At 49.0% G+C, this 16,307-nt stretch carries 16 protein-coding genes and 2 pseudogenes; 10 read left to right on the top strand and 8 right to left on the bottom strand.

Annotated elements, in window-relative coordinates:
- Positions 1–284: 284 nt before the first annotated feature.
- Positions 285–956: a helix-turn-helix domain-containing protein gene (locus tag EA473_RS21365; RefSeq protein WP_124197634.1), complete on the bottom strand. Its 672-nt coding sequence runs from the start codon at positions 954–956 to the stop codon at positions 285–287.
- Positions 957–1,124: 168 nt separating this feature from the next.
- Between EA473_RS21365 and EA473_RS21360 the strand changes: the two genes are divergently transcribed.
- The 3 genes and pseudogenes from EA473_RS21360 (at position 1,125) to EA473_RS23315 (ending at position 2,907) form a co-directional block, all read left to right on the top strand.
- Positions 1,125–1,979, top strand: coding sequence for a DUF6610 family protein (locus EA473_RS21360; RefSeq protein WP_207890230.1), 855 nt, complete (start codon positions 1,125–1,127; stop codon positions 1,977–1,979).
- A 68-nt stretch (positions 1,980–2,047) separates the two neighbouring features.
- A complete protein-coding gene (locus EA473_RS21355) occupies positions 2,048–2,467 on the top strand; it encodes a DUF7344 domain-containing protein (RefSeq protein WP_124197633.1) in 420 nt (139 codons plus the stop codon).
- Between the two features lie 11 nt (positions 2,468–2,478).
- Positions 2,479–2,907, top strand: a pseudogene (locus EA473_RS23315) (YbhB/YbcL family Raf kinase inhibitor-like protein).
- A gap of 20 nt (positions 2,908–2,927) precedes the next feature.
- Here EA473_RS23315 and EA473_RS21340 read toward each other — a convergent pair.
- From EA473_RS21340 to EA473_RS21330, 3 genes are all read right to left on the bottom strand, one after another.
- Positions 2,928–3,203 carry a HalOD1 output domain-containing protein gene (locus EA473_RS21340; RefSeq protein WP_124197632.1) on the bottom strand — a complete coding sequence of 92 codons (276 nt, stop codon included), beginning with the start codon at positions 3,201–3,203 and terminating at the stop codon, positions 2,928–2,930.
- 100 nt (positions 3,204–3,303) lie between these two features.
- Positions 3,304–5,712, bottom strand: coding sequence for an MEDS domain-containing protein (locus tag EA473_RS21335; RefSeq protein ID WP_124197631.1), 2,409 nt, complete (start codon positions 5,710–5,712; stop codon positions 3,304–3,306).
- A gap of 144 nt (positions 5,713–5,856) precedes the next feature.
- On the bottom strand, positions 5,857–6,486 hold the full coding sequence (locus EA473_RS21330) for a helix-turn-helix domain-containing protein (RefSeq protein WP_165875356.1): 630 nt from the start codon (positions 6,484–6,486) through the stop codon (positions 5,857–5,859).
- 505 nt (positions 6,487–6,991) lie between these two features.
- Here EA473_RS21330 and EA473_RS21325 point away from each other — a divergent pair.
- The 7 genes from EA473_RS21325 to EA473_RS21295 all read left to right on the top strand — a co-directional run bounded on the left by EA473_RS21325 (position 6,992) and on the right by EA473_RS21295 (position 13,089).
- A complete protein-coding gene (locus EA473_RS21325; RefSeq protein ID WP_124197629.1) occupies positions 6,992–7,642 on the top strand; it encodes a helix-turn-helix domain-containing protein in 651 nt (216 codons plus the stop codon).
- A 64-nt stretch (positions 7,643–7,706) separates the two neighbouring features.
- Positions 7,707–8,123, top strand: coding sequence for a HalOD1 output domain-containing protein (locus tag EA473_RS21320; protein WP_243645337.1), 417 nt, complete (start codon positions 7,707–7,709; stop codon positions 8,121–8,123).
- Positions 8,116–8,364, top strand: coding sequence for a hypothetical protein (locus EA473_RS21315; protein WP_124197628.1), 249 nt, complete (start codon positions 8,116–8,118; stop codon positions 8,362–8,364). The genes EA473_RS21320 and EA473_RS21315 overlap by 8 nt, the downstream gene beginning before the upstream one ends.
- A gap of 655 nt (positions 8,365–9,019) precedes the next feature.
- Entirely contained in the window at positions 9,020–9,757 is a 738-nt protein-coding gene (locus tag EA473_RS21310) for a helix-turn-helix transcriptional regulator (protein WP_124197635.1), read from the top strand.
- Positions 9,758–9,840: 83 nt separating this feature from the next.
- On the top strand, positions 9,841–11,259 hold the full coding sequence (locus tag EA473_RS21305; protein WP_124197627.1) for a hypothetical protein: 1,419 nt from the start codon (positions 9,841–9,843) through the stop codon (positions 11,257–11,259).
- A complete protein-coding gene (locus EA473_RS21300) occupies positions 11,256–12,173 on the top strand; it encodes an ABC transporter ATP-binding protein (RefSeq protein WP_124197626.1) in 918 nt (305 codons plus the stop codon). The genes EA473_RS21305 and EA473_RS21300 overlap by 4 nt, the downstream gene beginning before the upstream one ends.
- Before the next feature lie 4 nt (positions 12,174–12,177).
- Positions 12,178–13,089, top strand: a complete 912-nt coding sequence (locus tag EA473_RS21295) for an ABC transporter permease (RefSeq protein WP_165875355.1) — start codon at positions 12,178–12,180, stop codon at positions 13,087–13,089.
- A 296-nt stretch (positions 13,090–13,385) separates the two neighbouring features.
- Here the strand turns inward: EA473_RS21295 and EA473_RS21290 are convergent, their stop codons facing one another.
- The 4 genes and pseudogenes from EA473_RS21290 to EA473_RS21275 all read right to left on the bottom strand — a co-directional run.
- On the bottom strand, positions 13,386–14,225 hold the full coding sequence (locus EA473_RS21290; RefSeq protein ID WP_124197624.1) for a hypothetical protein: 840 nt from the start codon (positions 14,223–14,225) through the stop codon (positions 13,386–13,388).
- Positions 14,226–14,229: 4 nt separating this feature from the next.
- Entirely contained in the window at positions 14,230–14,961 is a 732-nt protein-coding gene (locus EA473_RS21285) for a hypothetical protein (protein ID WP_165875354.1), read from the bottom strand.
- A 26-nt stretch (positions 14,962–14,987) separates the two neighbouring features.
- Positions 14,988–16,040 carry a halocyanin domain-containing protein gene (locus tag EA473_RS21280; protein WP_124197622.1) on the bottom strand — a complete coding sequence of 351 codons (1,053 nt, stop codon included), beginning with the start codon at positions 16,038–16,040 and terminating at the stop codon, positions 14,988–14,990.
- Positions 16,041–16,053: 13 nt separating this feature from the next.
- Positions 16,054–16,307: pseudogene (locus EA473_RS21275) on the bottom strand (IS4 family transposase); the annotation flags it as partial.

The raw sequence follows: 16,307 nt of genomic DNA, 5'->3' as shown, positions 1-16,307 counted from the left end.
CTCGCCTGACGAGACGGGCTGGATCGCCCGGACTGATCAGCGATGGCTCTGGAACGGCGGCGCACTCACGACTGCGAGTGCGCCGCCTGTGACGGGAGACATAACGAAGAACCGGCTGGTTTGGTGGAACAGCAGCTATCTCGGTATGATAGCGGTCAGACTCGGTGCAATTTCGGCGTGGTCGCCGTCTCAGCCAGTCACTAAGCTAGAACGGATGGGGGAAACACCTCATGCAGTGAGTTCAAGGTTATTTATATGCTCTTCGCTGTACGGGTTCACACTTCTTATCCGGTTTCAGAATCTGCTTTAGGTGCAGAAACGGTCACTGTGTTCCGTGTGAGGTTGGCGGACGCACGACGCAAACGTTCGGACACGGAGTTGGTAGAGATATCCAGTTTCTCGGCTAAATCCCCGATCTGTGCTTCACGTGGTACGTTAAAGTATCCCATTTCCAATGCGGTAACCAGTACTTCGCGTTGTTCTGGTGTGAGGTTGTATTCTCGTTCTTTACGGGCGGTTCCATCGTATATCCGTTGGAGTTCGAACGAGTAACCTTTGTCGTGGAAATAGTCCTGGAACTGTTGTAGTGCTTCTTGATCTACAAACTGGAGTTTAAGGTACCAAAGATTGTCGAGTGCTTCGGCTTCTTGTATAATACCGTGCTGGTTAACGATCTGGTCGATCAGGCTTTGCACATCTTCACTCCAGTGGATGTTGAAGTAGGCGACATCGTCCCCGGTTTCGATCAGTTCGGCGCTTTCGACGCTGGGATCTTCGTTTAGTGGTGTTTCTACTGTTTCTGGGTTTTTTGTTCGTACCCAGAGGAAGGGCATGATCCACTCCCGGCTGTGCGTGGCTAATCGTTCAACTTCAATGGACAGGTCTGGAACTTGTTGGAAGGTGTGTTCAAGTGCGAAGGCCTCTGCGGGAATGGTGAACTCGGTGATAACGCTCATACAGTATTCAGGGGTTGTAGTCGGATAACGCGAAGGGTGATATTTGCAGTGGTAGGGTTGAAAAATCCTGATTCCCTAATTGTTTCTTGATTTGTTAGGGGTGGTTGTGGGATAGACTTAGAAGAGGATCGAAAACTTTCCTATGTACCACACACTGGGCGGCATCCAATGGTGACAGAAGGGTATGAACTGGGTTTTGCTCCGGGAATCAGGGAAGACTATGATTATCAAGTAGGAGATATTCCGAACGCGAACCCGCCAGTGGTTTTCCTCAATAACTGGTTCGAACACCCTGACTTGGACAGGTACCTTGACACCTTCCCACGGTATGACCCTTCCGTGGCGGTGCTCGGTGATGCCTACAATAGAACTGAAGCAGAAGAGTTGGGTGAGACAGCGATCCAGCTGCTTGAAGAAAGCCCTGGAAAAGAGATAATCGTGGTAGCGAAATGCGAGGATGCGTTCGAGATCTTGGACCAAGAAGTGACTCTGGGATACCCGAACGGGTACAGTGATTTGAAACCAGAAGATTACAGCTCGGTTCGTGACTGGCGAGGACGAAATGTACATGTACTCGGGGGAAGCCCACAGTCTCAATTTGAAGTGATCGAGGAGTTGACCCAGCCCAACCTAACAAGAGACCCACCAGCAGACATCAGAGGAGTAGACGGGAACGGAGTTCAGAAAGCAGCCTATTTTGGCGAATTTTACAGCAGGGACGGCTACCAACGAGCAGACCACCTATCCATACGAGAAACCGTGAAAATATCACTTGAGGAGATCAAAGCGTTCTGGCAGGACAAAGGTTTGTGGCCGGAAACAGAACCCCGTGTCTTGTACGGACCAGCAGTACAGGAACCCGACCAACTGATCTACATGGACCAAGGCGGAGACCCCATCCCCAGCAGAGACGCCTTGGAAAACGCCTACATCGGAGAGTACGAAGAACACGGCAGATTAGCTTTTGAGAACAAGACCCAGAAACAATTCGTCGAACACCGTGAAGCCCTGAACAAAATATAAGAAGACTGTGCACAAGCCGTGATAACACTCCACAAACCATATCCCGTAGGGTGTTGAATACCGAACACATGTCTGACGATGATTTCAGTAGACAGTGCTGCGAGACGAAATGTGTAGAAACAAGGCATGAAAAAACAGCCGACGGAGGATTCAACCAAACCCAAGAACTGGGAACAATCCTCAGAGCGCTCGCAGAACCACGCCGCAGACACCTGCTCTACCTACTCGAACAAAAACAAGCAGCTGAATTAGAACAACTTGTCGCACAATTCTGCTGTAAAAAAGAAGGGGTACCACCGGACGACGTCGAACCGGAAACAGTCGAATCAGTGAAAACACAGCTCCAGCACAACGGACTTCCCATGATGGAAGGCTGCGGGCTCATAGAGTATGATCGTAGAAGTGGGGCAGTCCGTCTGTCAAACCCTCCGGAAATCTTGACCGAAATACTCTCTCTGTGTAAAGAATTTGATGAGAATGAGTTTTAGAAGCCAATGTACTGCTCTCCCCACTCTTTCCTGTTTTCCAGTGTAACCCGCCGCTGGAGATTTCGGGTGTACCCGACAAGGCAAAATCACTTGTCCTAATTATGGATGACCTCGACGCTCAACTAGTAGCAGGACACACCTAGGATCACTGGCTTGCATGGGACATCGATTCAGGTATCGGTACAATCCCACAAGGATGGGATGCTGAAAACGCTACAGAAGGGTACAGCGACTATGTGGAACAAGGGTATGAAGGTGCGTCACCGCCCGAAGACAGCCACGACTACCACTTCAAGCTCCTCGCATTGGACAGTGAACTCGGGACGCCGGAGGAAACTCGGAAGCGGCGGCTTGGTTCCACGATTGCGATGGAAGCCGAAGTCTTAGCAGCCACTGAGATAATCGGCACCTACGACGCCGATCAGGGAACTGCCTGCTAACAATCACCGCCAATCTTTTGTTATTCGATGCTTTGAGAGGGTTCTACAGATACTTTTCCCGAAGACCATACTGTTACCGTGCACCCATGGTATTTGAACGTGAGTTTGCCCATTGATTGCTCCTGAAACAATGAATTCAAAGCCTCAGGATCGATTGCGTTGTACAAGGGCTGTTCAAGTTCTGAAGGTTTCCTGTCCTTGAGTACAGATACTAAGCGAAGAATAGTCCGTGAAATTGTCTCCCCATCTTGCATCGTATCAACTACTGCTTCGTCACCCATTTCTGCTCCACTCATGTCTATTCAATCCACTAGGGATAGACGGAAAGGCGTTCTCGCTTTGTGAATAAACATGCCTAGAGCGACCGATAATGCTGATAACGAAAGTGATCGACCGTTAAGAACCGAAGAGGAGTCTGAGTAATGTGCGTTCAGCGCTTCGAACGTTCTCTGTGACGGTGGGCTGGGTTACACCCAGTTGATCTGCTAGATCCTGACCGGTGCAATCTCGTGGGGAATTGAAGAAACCGCTGTGATACGCTGTCTTCAAGACTTGTTTTTGACGGTCGGTTATTTCGTTCTCAAATTCTTGTCTGAACTCTTCACGGACATGGAATTCTCGTTCCCGGGTTTGGCTTGACTTGACTTCAACATGGTTATACAGCCTTTCAAGCATCGAAATGAAAGACCCTGAGGACATGTTATTCGGCAGTTCTAACGTCATCTCAGCCTTGTCCCCCTCAGCAGTTAATTCACATGGGACACCTCCATGATCTAATAAAATCTGGAAGAAGCATGGATCATCAACAATACTGGCAAATAAGTGACCGTCACCCTTCTCTACAATATGGTTGATGTTTCGAATTCCATAATTCCGTTTAGCAAATGCTTCTACCTCTTCTTTATTACAGTCGTGAATGGTGAAGTAAGTTCGGGGAGGAGAATCCTTCTGTGGGACAATTCCCTTGAACGTAATTCGGGTGTCGAACTCGGAGGCAAGTGAGATACTGGGAAGAGAATTGTCTTTGATACAGATCTCCAGTTCCGTTACCTGTTCGCTGATCAACGCCTTTTTGGTCTCACAAGCATTGATCGCATGTCCTGTACATCGACCAAGATTTTCTAAGACTTGCTCAATCTGATGGTTGAATACGTTAGTCCGGTCAGAAAACAATGTTAGTACACCATACTTGGAATCCTTGAAGCAGACTGGTACACTTGCGACAGACTTGTATCCTCTTTCTAATGCTTTGGCTCGCCAAGGTTCAAACGGTGGTTCTGTAATCAGGTCATCTATCACAACAGGTTTGTTATTTTTGAAGGCAGTAGTTGCAGGCTCTATAACCGGGTTTTCCTGGTGAGCTTGTACTGACTCTAGATAATCATTTTCACTATCACATGATCGAGAAGGTGTGATCGATGAGTCTTTAGAACTGTCAGTACCGAACCATGCGAAATTCACTAAGGAAGAGGAAGAAAGCTGATTGCATACGGTTTGTTCGATCTCGGTTCTTGTATTTGCATCAATCAATTCACGACCTGTATCTTGAAGCAGGGAAATGACCTCTTCGAGTTCCCGGATTTGTTCGGTTTGTTCTTCTAGCTTAGTTTGGTGCTCTTCAACACTTTCCTGATATATGATGTTGTCAAGCGCTGTCCGACATTTCGTTTGAAGAGTTTGAAGAACCGCTATATCATAATCATTGAGCGTCATGTAATCCGGGAAAACCGCAACTAGTACACCGTGACGCCCAAGAGGAACAGACACAGTTTCTCCAAGCGGAAGATCGGCTGGCCCATCAGACGCTTCTGTAAAAGAGATTGGCTCTCTTTGGATTCCTTCTTCTCTAGTAAATATCTCCCATGTCCGGTCAGAGAGTGCGTCTGTAATCGCTTCTGTATCCAGGATTCCAGATTCGGTCGTAGATTCATTTGGTCGGAAACTCCCGGTTTCATGATCGTAAAGCCAGACAGTGCTGAAAGAGGGAGAGAACAGTATGCGGACAGTATTCACGATCTCATCTATCAATTCGGATTTGCTATCGCCTTCTCTATCATCAAACCTGTTAGCAAGATTGGTTATCTTCTCTATCTTCTCTTTCTGAGATGAGTACTGGCTAAGCTTCTCAAGCGTGTTTACTGCTTCGAACAATCCGTTTTCGTTGACGGTTGGTGCTAATTGGTTATGTTGAAAAGTATTCGCACAGGCACCTGTTGGCGACCGGTACATTGGATGATGAGATAGAACTTTATACAAAAACTCGTCAGGGAATTTATTAACATTGTATGGGCATAGTGCCATTAGCGAGGTATCTTCAATTATTTCATCGGAGAGTTTCTCATACTCAGCCAAAACTCCCAGATCTGATAACATATCTGTCGCCCATGACATACCTCCAGAAACTCGGATCAGCTTATCATCCTTTTTCTTATCCAGGATCTCTTCGATCCAGTTTCCCATAGATTCGGCAGTTATTTCATCCGGTGCCAGATATGTCTCTTCAACAGTTTTGATTTCTAATTGTTCTTTCCCGATTGCGGCTTCCACGTCAACCCCGGTAGCACGTAAGGCAGACTGCAAATCCTTACCGAATTGATCATTGTATATTGCAATACATTTCTCTTCGTTTTGAACCCCTTCTCTTAAGAACTCCGTAACAGTGGCTAATTTCTCTTGCCGGTTCTCATATACAAGTACATAGTGGGAGCGAGCATTCTGATCTTTTGAGGGTTGACCAACCTTGAGGGGGGTCTCACCGTTCTTTGCCCGTGCAGGAAGTTCTTTGTCTGCGTTCTTGTTATCCATAATTAGGGTCTAAGCTGGGATATTTATTGGGGTGCGTGAAACCGAGTTACCGGTTCATGTTTTCTATAAGGCCTACAGGTTCAAACGCGTAAAGACTAACGCTTTAGCGTTTTAAAGGCTTGTTCCAAAATCTGTTGGGTCAGTCTACCTTTCCTGAAGAATAGTTGAGTCAATCAGTTGGTGTGTACCACGTCGTAGCAAACCAGTAGCCGAAGCAGCAGAAATATCAAAATCCTCAGCCAGCTCCTGTAAAGACACTGCACGAGGTTCCTCGTAATACCCATTTTTAGCAGCTTCAGTGAGAAGCTCCCGTTGTCGTGGTGTAAGCCCATACCCGATATCTCTATCGTTACTCGGAGGTGAAACCATATGCATACGTTCTAAGGAAAGTTCCAATTCTTTCTCAATGCATTGGCTACTGAAATCTGTGAGATCGTCTTTGTTTGGAAACCTTATCTCGAATTCCCAGTGGTCCTTTTCTCCGGTACCAGAAAGAAGAACTGCGTCACATTGCTTGATCCCGCGTACTAACCCGCTTACGTACTGGCTCCACTCTGCACGGTACAAACGCCCGTCTTCAAAAGAATCCACATGCACTAGTTTTGAGATTTCTGGTTCTGTCTCTGCCTCATATTCGAACTCATCAAAATCAGTGCCCCAAACCCAGAAGAACGGCATCACGGACTTACGAGCAGGAACAACTCGTTCAAACTCTATCCGGTCAATTTCGGGAACCAATAAAGCATCTCCTAAGACAAATTCGTCAGCCGTCATCGTGAACTCTGCAATTATCCCCATTAGTAGTCTGTCAGAAGAACCCCTATTTGGATAGGCTTACCGATTGTAGAGTTTATTATTATAAATCTCATAATCGATTTGCTATAGTGAATATATACCTTCATATATATTAGAATACTGTCCTAATTCTCTAAATTTGGATATAAGAAACTGGTTAGAAGTCGCTGAACGTTAGCTGTTGATCTTCCACTTGATCGAGAGTTCTGTATGGAAAAGTGAGTTCTTCGTGTTCGACGACTTGTTTGAGATACTGGTTCTGCTTCCCTATCCCACTGGTTTGTTGGAACGGGTAGACTGTGTTCCAGTCTTAGGAGTCGAGTAGGTTTCGAAGTGATCGGCCAGCTCGATCTTTATCGTCGAGATATCGTTTGCCGACCAGTACCCAGACACGGTCGAACTCAGTTACGCACCCTCTCTCTGCTTCTATCTGGCTGTGCGGATGCTGCGAAGGGGCTTTACCTTGGTCACGGCTAGACTCTTTATGGCGATTGAAGCATCATTCACTGCTACACAGGGCGAGTTCCCTCTTGCTGAAGTGTTCTCAAAATTCCCTGCAGCACAGATTGAGTTAGATAGGGTAGTTCCTACCAATGACGTGCTGATCCCGTACTTCTGGCTTCAACAGATTGACTCGTCAGACATCAATTTGGATGGTATTGATCATCCTGGAATCAATGATCTTCGAATCATTGATGATGTTGATGGAGAACTTTTCATCCGTATTGATTGGGACTTTGAGTATGAGAGTGTTCTAACTGCGATCCTTGAGACGGATGTGGAACTGGTGTCAGCTATTGGGAAGGAGGATAAGTGGACTTTTGAAGTTCGAGGGAATAAACAACAGGACCTATCTGATTTTCAATCATACTGTAAAAACAACGGTATTCCTATAGAACTTACCGAGCTTCACGCGCTTTCCCCCTTGCAGTCCGGGCAAAGGTATGATCTAACTGAGGCACAGCGAGAGGCGTTGACCTTAGCGTATGCTTGTGGGTTCTATGATTCTCCTCGGGAGGTGACCCAGAAGGAAGTTGCAGATGAGCTTAATATCTCACGGCAAGCATTAGCTTCTCGTCTTCAACGAGGGACTCGTCGTTTGATCGCAAGCACATTGATCCACCCTTCCGACTGAGACTTATAAACAGGTTACCAGAGTAAAAGCCAGACTCACCAATCCCACGCCCCATACATAAGACGTGGCTCGAAATGACCGATCTCAAAAAACGGTTGCTGACTCCTCTAAAGAATACCAGAACACAAAATTACCAGAAAAATCAACGGTAGGAGATATTCTTCAATCAGAACGCGTGGTTGAGCAGCTTGAGAAAGATGGGCTCTACCGGTTAGAGTATGATTCGTCGGCAGATAGGCCAAGTCTGGCGGTTGTAGCTGCTGTTGCCGATATTTCCCAGACAGATCCTGTTGAACTTGCACCCTTGCATTCAGCTGTGGATACAGATGCTCTTGAAAATCTGGTTCAGCCATCAAACGGTTCATCCCGGAATAAGCGCCGGGTATCGTTCCAGTTCGCCGGTTACAAAATCTCAGTTAGCAGTGAGGGTATAGTGGAAGTGGACGAAAACAACTGCAACAGTACAGACACCAATGGGTGAGTCTGGTGATCAGCCGAACTCTAACTCAGACCAGGTGGTGGAGCGAGAAGGAACGTATGATCACGAGTTGTATGGTGAGGTAGAGGTTACAGGGATTTGGAAAGGTGTTGAAGAGGTTGATACGACACGGAATTCGAACGAGAAGGATGTGTATATCGTCCGGTACTCAGCGGATGAGGATGGGGAGCAGGTTGACGAACTTACGGATACGTTAGACGAGTTCATCGAATCCATCGAGTAGCACCCAAACCCATTCGTATTCGGTTGTGCCCGAGAGGGATATACATCCAGATGAAATACCCTTCAGTAATTGGGGAGGACAGTTGCACGTCGTCGAGAAGATCTCGTAGCAAGAACGGCCGCACTTGACGAAACCCGCAGATTCACACCTCTTCAATCACTTCGAATCAACTGTTTCACCATCCATTTTCGACGGTCATGGGCGGTGAAGAACGCAACCCCGGTATTACCGAGGGTATTAACCGAATACGAATGCACCCGAACCCCCTTATTTAAAAACGTGTGCTGATATTTGCTATATAGCCTTCTCGCTTCCCTTCTCTATGGATCCGGAGGCCAGATAGGCGATGAGGTTGGCGTAGGATCCGTTTCTGGTAAAATTCGACCCCATCTGCTCGTCCTTCAATTACTCAACTAATAGTACAAACGGATGCGACTACTAGTAAGAATACTGTAGATTATTGTCAAAAACTGTCTGAAGAGAAATAAATCTCGGAAGAGGATTAGTTGAGGATGGCATTCGTCGGTTTAGTCATGATTCTACCCAGAGGCCAACTATTATGCACTAAAAAGACACTGTGATTAGCTATATGGATACAAGTGCGGATCCTATTGAGAAAATTTCGTTCCTTGCACGCTCAGAATCACGAGTATAAATCCTACAACAATTATTCGAGTCAGGCCCAGCCACGCAACGTGATCTTCGAGCGGAGCTCGAAAAATCAAGATCGACGGTTGCACGGTCACTAACGTCACTCGAAGAACAGAACTGGGTTACAAAAGAACATGAATCGTACCACTTGACTCCAGTCGGTGAACTCCTTACTGAAGAGTTTTTGGAGCTGGCTGAAATGGTTCAGACAACTGAAAAACTATCTGTTTTCCTAACTTGGTTTCCCTACTTCGATCACGACCTCGATATTGAGCAATTACAGAGTGCTGATATCACTGTATATACTGCTGGTGATCCGTATGCACCGGGAAGGTCCCAGACAGAATTCATTCAAGAAACTGATGTATTTCGTGGAATATTTCCAGCGATAGATCTCGAAGGTGCCAAGGTAGCTCACGAGCAAATAATGAATGAAACCCTCGAAGCAGAAATCATCGTTTCTCCAGAAGTAAAAAAGACAATCGCCTCTGGTGAGTTTGCCCCGATATTCCGTGAACAACTACAAACTGACCGGTTAACCGTCCTCTCTGTAGAGCGCTCTATGCCTTTTTATGTAGGGTTATCTGATGGTACAGCGATACAAATCGGCGTGGCAGACGACGACGGTATGCCTCGTGCATTACTCGAATCATCAGATGGGACGCTCCGAGAGTGGGCTGAAGGACAGTACCAAGAGTACCGCAGTGAAGCCCAGATTGTCTCACCTCATCACTTCGCTTAATTGGTCAGCATCTGTGCACACCGTGCAACATTCCCACGGGATAAGAATAAAAAATCCGGACGGAATTATGCAGTCAGTCAGATATGAATGGACCTGACATCGGTCGTCGGGCAGTTCTCGCCGGGATTTGTGGGGGTTCACTCGGCGTATTGACTGGCGTTGCTGGTGGAGCTGGCGATACGTCGGTTCCGTCCTCAGCGAGTCAACAACAGATATCCAGAGATTCACATCAAAATATTACAGAAGAAAATACGGTATTCGTAGATCCGTCTGGTCGTAACGACAATCCAGGTACTGCAGATTCACCAGTCGGAACGATTCAGGAAGCACTCGAACGCGTCGAACCAGGCGAGAGAGTCTACGCAAACTCAGGTGAGTATCAGGAGTTCGTCGTCCCTGACCAAGGCGGGACACCCGAGAACCCAGTTGAGCTTACCGGTCCACCAGATGCGGTCCTTCGACGCCCACCGGATTCGCCTGCGGCTATCGCTATTGTTGTCAATCACTTCCACCTGACAGGGCTTTTAATCGACGGACTGGCTGATCCTGATCGACCGGAAGATCCCGATGCGTACGGGGATGGTCCGGTGGTTCATATGACCGCACCAGATCTGGATGAGTACGTGGAAGGGATCGTCATCGCACCACACGGGATCGGTAACTCCGGTCGCCAACTCGTGAATTTGAACTTCGCAAAGAACGTCGGGGTCGGTCCCTTCGAGGTTACGGGACGTGCGGGTGCGAAGTGGCAGCTGACGGACGAAGAAAACCACAATGGCGAAATCGTATATGTTGGAACTGGCAGGACTACCATTCACCAGCACGACAATATTACCGGATGGGATCGAACGCAAGACATACACATCCATCACATCGACAACTCGGCAGGACATCCGCACTCGCAGCTTGTGGACGTTAAACCAGGTGCGGAGAATGTAACGATTGAGTATTGCACAGACGGAGGGGGCTCGCAGAACGATCTCGACCGGCCTGCTACGTCTGTGAATCTTGCAGGATACGATTGTACGTTACGATGGTGTCTCATTCAGGACGGTGAAGGAAATGCTGTCAATGTGGGGAGAGAGGTTGAGGACTCGCCTGATGACGAGATTGCCGAACAAGTCGGCACAGAGAATGCGATCTACGGGAACGAGATCAGTGGCTTTGGGGACGGGTGGGGACTCGGGTTTTCCCCAGGATCGGACGCAGGGCAAGGCCCTGAACACCAGGCGATTATCTGTGGAAACAATATCGAAGGGCGGGTTGCTGGCAATCCGGAGTCAGACTGTCCTGAGGACGTCCCAACCGGGGAGGGTATCGGTCACACCGGTGGCGATCCCGAAGCGATCCGGGCTACCATCTCCGAATTCGAACCACCGAATATGGAGTCGCCTGATCAGTCATCGTCCGCAGACTTGCTGCTCTATGCAGCTACCGCTCTTGCCACGGCTTCGATGTTCGTACCCTATAGTGTACGCCGATTCAGGAGACGTTCAACATGACGATGATTGAGGCGAACAACTTGACCAAGCACTACGGCGATATCAAGGCAGTCCAAGGCATTGATCTGACGATTGATGCGGGAAGTATCCATGGTTTTGTTGGTCCCAACGGTGCTGGCAAATCGACGACAATGGGAATGCTTGTTGGCGTTGTCACTCCGACGGTAGGGGAGGCGACAATCGGTGGTGACCCTGCGGGATCGCATGCAGCGCTCGAAAAAATCGGCTATGCACCACAAGATCCGGTCTTCTATAATTCGATGACTGCCCGATCTTATCTCCGTCATATGGGGAAGATGTCCGGGCTTGATGGCAATCTCTCGGAACGTGTTGATGAACTCCTTGAGTGGCTCAACCTTGCTGATGCTGCTGATCAGGCTATCAGTGGATATAGCGGTGGGATGGAGCGTCGTCTCGCACTTGCGCAGGCGATGGTCCACGATCCTGAACTGCTTATTCTCGACGAGCCGACAGCCGAACTTGATCCACGAGGGAGAGCATCGATTATTGACACATTACAGAACCTCACCGACCAAGGAAAGACAGTTTTCGTGAGCAGCCATGTCCTTTCGGAGCTCGAACAGTTTATCGAAGAGGTGACGGTTATCAATGATGGGAAGGTGATAACATCGGGATCGCTTGCAGAGGTCAGTGCTGGGTTGGTCGAAACATATGTTGTTGAGTCCACAGACGACGCTACCCTCCAGAACCTACTTATGGAGTGTCCGTTCGTTGAACGTGTCGAACTTCATGAGGACTCGGGGGTAACCGTCTGGATCGACGATGAAGATGCGTTCTCAACCACCTTACCGACGGTACTCAGTGATGCCGAAATCGGGTTGCAATCGATGCATCGTGAGTCGGGGTTAGAAGAAGCGTTCCTTGAAATGATCGAGTCCAATGAGGGTGTGTAATCGGATGCGACTATTTACCATTTACCGGAAAACGTTCGCTGATCTCTCAAATCCGAAAATACTTCTGGCATACCTCGTGCCGTTTCTGGGCTTTACTGCATTCCTAGCGCTTGGGATCGCACCAACCCAAGATGGCGAAACTGTTGGGTCAACACTGGCCCAGCAAGAAACGTGGCTTCACGAGACGTTCATTCTAATGTCCGTCTTCTTGGGTGTCGCAATCCCGCTACTGGCGCTGTGTGCAGTCTTCTGTGCGATAACCTTAGCAACTGAGTGCGAACGAGGGAGTCTACGAATCCTTCTAAGCAAACCAGTCAAACGGTGGGAAGTACTTCTAGGGACGTTCTTTGCCATCGTCAGTTTCGCCACTCTCGTCGGATTAGTGAATCTGCTTGTAACTGCGATAATGCTTGTTGAGTTTGCCGATATTAATTCGGCAGCAATTCAGGGCAGTGTCTTCTCACTTCTCCCAGCAAACCTTGTATTCGCCATGTTCGGAGCGTCTGTCGTAACTGCAACCGGTCTCGCACTCGCGGTATTCACCAAGGATCGCCTGCAAACCACGCTCGGAGCACTCGTTATTCCAGCACTCTACTTTCTTTTCGTTCCAGTACGGATTTTCGGCCAAGATATGTACGAGAATTTCCATCTTTACCTGTTCGATGTCAGTTATCATTTCGGTCACGTATTTGTCGTCATATATCGAGCGATTAATGGCACAGTCCCCTCCGAAACGAAGGAAGGGCTTGTTGTATTTACTGGCGTCTATTCGCCATTAGAGGATTCAAATCCGGCCTCTGCGTCATTTGAAGCAGTCGAACATGTACCGATGGAGCTCTCAGTACTCCTGTTAACACTGTTTACGATTGCTGCAATCATGGCTGCTCTGTACCGGTTTCAACGGATGGATGTGTGATATATGGGCGGCGTGGAGGCTGTCCCAGTACGGATCACAGTAGGCGACGAAGTATCTTCGGCGTTGACTACCGTAGGTTGTGAGGATCGCTGAACCCGCTGTCAAGTGGTTTGGGTATAGGTGAACCTCGAATCCGATTGAGCAGCTGATGAGCGCAATCAGCAAGCGTATAAGGATATTTGACTAACTCCACGAACTAATGAAAAACATCCCCTGATGAGAAGAGACTCAAACACCCTTAACGAGAAAATGCCCCTTGTTTCAATGCATTGTCTCTACAAAAAGAACACATTGGATCATATCATCCCTGCTCTTGTGAGCGGTGGATAGCTGAGTAGAAGCAGTCCGGTAGCAACAATCGAACCAGTAATGAATTGGATGAGTTGATTCCGGACAATCCCGCTCTCAGTTCCTTCGCTGATCCGGAACTGGTCATCTGAAACAGCTTCGGTCACAGTAGCGTCTATGCTGTGACCCCATTCGTCCGGAACGCTCTCAACTTCAGCCCCAATCACGTGAACAGTATCGCCTGGCTCTAATCGGGCCTCCTGATACTTGACCGTCTCATCTTCACGGTCCCACGTCTCGGCATCACTCTCAAACCCAGCCTTGTCCTCGGTAATCGTCTGGAGACGTTCGTGCGCATCTTCAGAAAGCGAGTCACCAGTTCCGACTGTCAACACTGACTCTCCCATGTGATCGGTGATATCAATCTCTGCACCCGTCGGATCCACCATAACACGAGATCCACCATCCTGTACGGCAAACGGGCGTCTGGCCTCATCACTTTCAGCCAATCCCCACGACACTTCTGTGTTACTCGGCTTGTCCATCCCTTTCACACCGCCGACTTCGACACCGTCTACGTCCGTTCGATGTCTACTTTTCACCTTCATCCAGGCTTCATAACAGACAGCTTCTCGCCCGGAAAACGGTGATTCAAACGCGCCAGTATCCTGCTCGGGTTCGACCGTTCCTTGAAATTCAACCACACCATCAGCTTGCGGGACCTCACGAGCACTGATTCGATCACTTCGATAGATTTTGATACCAGTAATGAGACTCCGAACGCTCCCGTACAACAATAGGAGTCCAATGAGCGCCAGCAACGAACCGATTAAGAGGTCTTCTGACACCACGTCACATCACCCCCTTTTGGAGGAGTGCCATTACCCCCGCACCAATCGTTATCCCAACCCCGATAACGAAGATCACGATACCCTTCGCAACTAACCGGAGAGAAGTCCTCGTCGGAGAAGTATCCGACACTCGGAACTGCGATACTTCCTCTCCTTCTCCGATGACTACGTCCTCCCCACCGAAATCATCACATTTCTCAGTTACGTGGTTTCTCTGTCCGTACACATGGACATCATCGCCAGGGTGGAGTCGGGATTCGTATTTTCTGATATCGCGGTTCTGACTGTAACCCGTCTTATCGTTCGACAGTGAGAGCGATGCCGCAGCCGGATCAACTACAATCTCCCCACTCTCATCCCGTACAACAAACGGAACCGAATCCCGGCCTGAATCCAGCGTTCGCATATTCGTTGCGGAATCATCATCTGACCCGCTTCCCGTCTCCTCTTTCCGTTTTTTCCACGTATGCACAAGAGACGGTGTATCCGTGTACTTGCTTGAGGTAGAGCCGGAAACCGGGTGTGCCGTTCCTTCAACCTCTACAACACCACGTGCTTCGCGTGCCTCTGCAGCCGGGATGGGGTCATTTGAGAAAATCCTGTATCCGTGCCGCGTAAGGTTTGAGCCTTTCCAGACGGCATAGATTCCGAATAACGACATCAGAATGAGCACACCGGTGAGAGCAAACGAACCATCGCCGTTACTCCGCAACACACTCTCATCCAACAACATCCAAGAGCAGTAAGTTTCAGTAGACATCATAGTTCATCATCCGTTCCACCGGTGACCCGACGCTTGATGAGGTATGCTGCCCCGCCAAGGCTCGCTACTGCTGTGAGAACACCGAATCCGGGCATCTCCTCGGATGTCCCCTCATCGTCATCTCCCTCAGTATCATCTTCGCCAGAATTCCCCGAACCATCCGAATCGTCTTGACTTCCGTCATTAGATGCTTTTGATTCTGATGCATCGTTACCATCCTCACCTGATACCGGTGATCCAACCGTCACCGTTCCTGCCGGTTCATCATTCACCCGGATATCGTACTCACCAGTCTCATCAAACGGGATATCGAATGTTTCAGTCGTAGCTGCCGGTGGAAGTTCCACCGATTCAACGAGTTCACCATCAACGAGAATCCCGATCTCCATCGACTCGACAGCGCCTTCAACTGGCAGATCTACATGAGCGGTTACCTGTACAGATTCACCTGGCTCAATACTCTCTTCAGCCAACTCCACGTCCTCCACTTCGTACGTGATTACGTCATCAACTACGTCGTCGATATCTCCGACCGTGATTGCTCCCCGCATCCCGGCTGAATCGTGCGGTTCACACGTATACCGGTACACGCCATGCTCACTCAACCGCGTATCGCTATCAAGGGTTTCCCAGTTTACCGGGAACGTGTACCCGGCCTCGTCAACAAGATCTGACTCCCACGTCCCATCTTCCTCGACCACGTTATGTGAACCGCCGTTACCAGTCCACTCGAACTCAATATAGGTATCTGGGTCCACGAGCACTGCAGGCGGGTCGAAATACATTCCGTCCTCACCTGCACCGACCTCAATCGTTATCCCCCAGTGATCCCGTTTATCGACGGTCCCTTCATAGTTCGGCACATCATCAAACCAGTCACCGTACGGCAGGTCGAAATCTCCGATATCCGGTTCGTACGTCTCATTATCAGGTACCATCTCCAAGTCAGGCTCACTCTGCCCGGCCCAGCTGTGGTGATGTGCAGTAATACCGTGCTCGAACAAGATATCCTCGCTCGATCCCTCAACACCTGTGGCAACCGCGTGCATTATTCGTCTTTAGCTAAGACTCACACCTCGGTTGCGTAGCGGTAGCGAGCGTCTCTTGTAACACTGGCCGTTGCTGGTGAATCTTCTGTGCGTCGTCGATCAGTCGGTCGAGCAGCGGTGGCGGCGAGTAGCCGAGATATTCGCCAAGTTCGTGGAGGATGAGCTGGGCGTGCGACCGGAAGGTCGCCGCCCAGCGTTCCGGCGGAAACACGATCTCATCGTCCGCTTGTTCGGTGACCAGATCAAGCAATTCACGACTCACGAGCA

This window comes from Natrarchaeobius chitinivorans, from assembly GCF_003841505.1.
GTDB classification, from domain to species: domain Archaea; phylum Halobacteriota; class Halobacteria; order Halobacteriales; family Natrialbaceae; genus Natrarchaeobius; species Natrarchaeobius chitinivorans.
The sequence above is the reverse complement of the archived record's forward strand: the minus strand, read 5'-3'. Positions and strand labels throughout refer to the sequence as shown.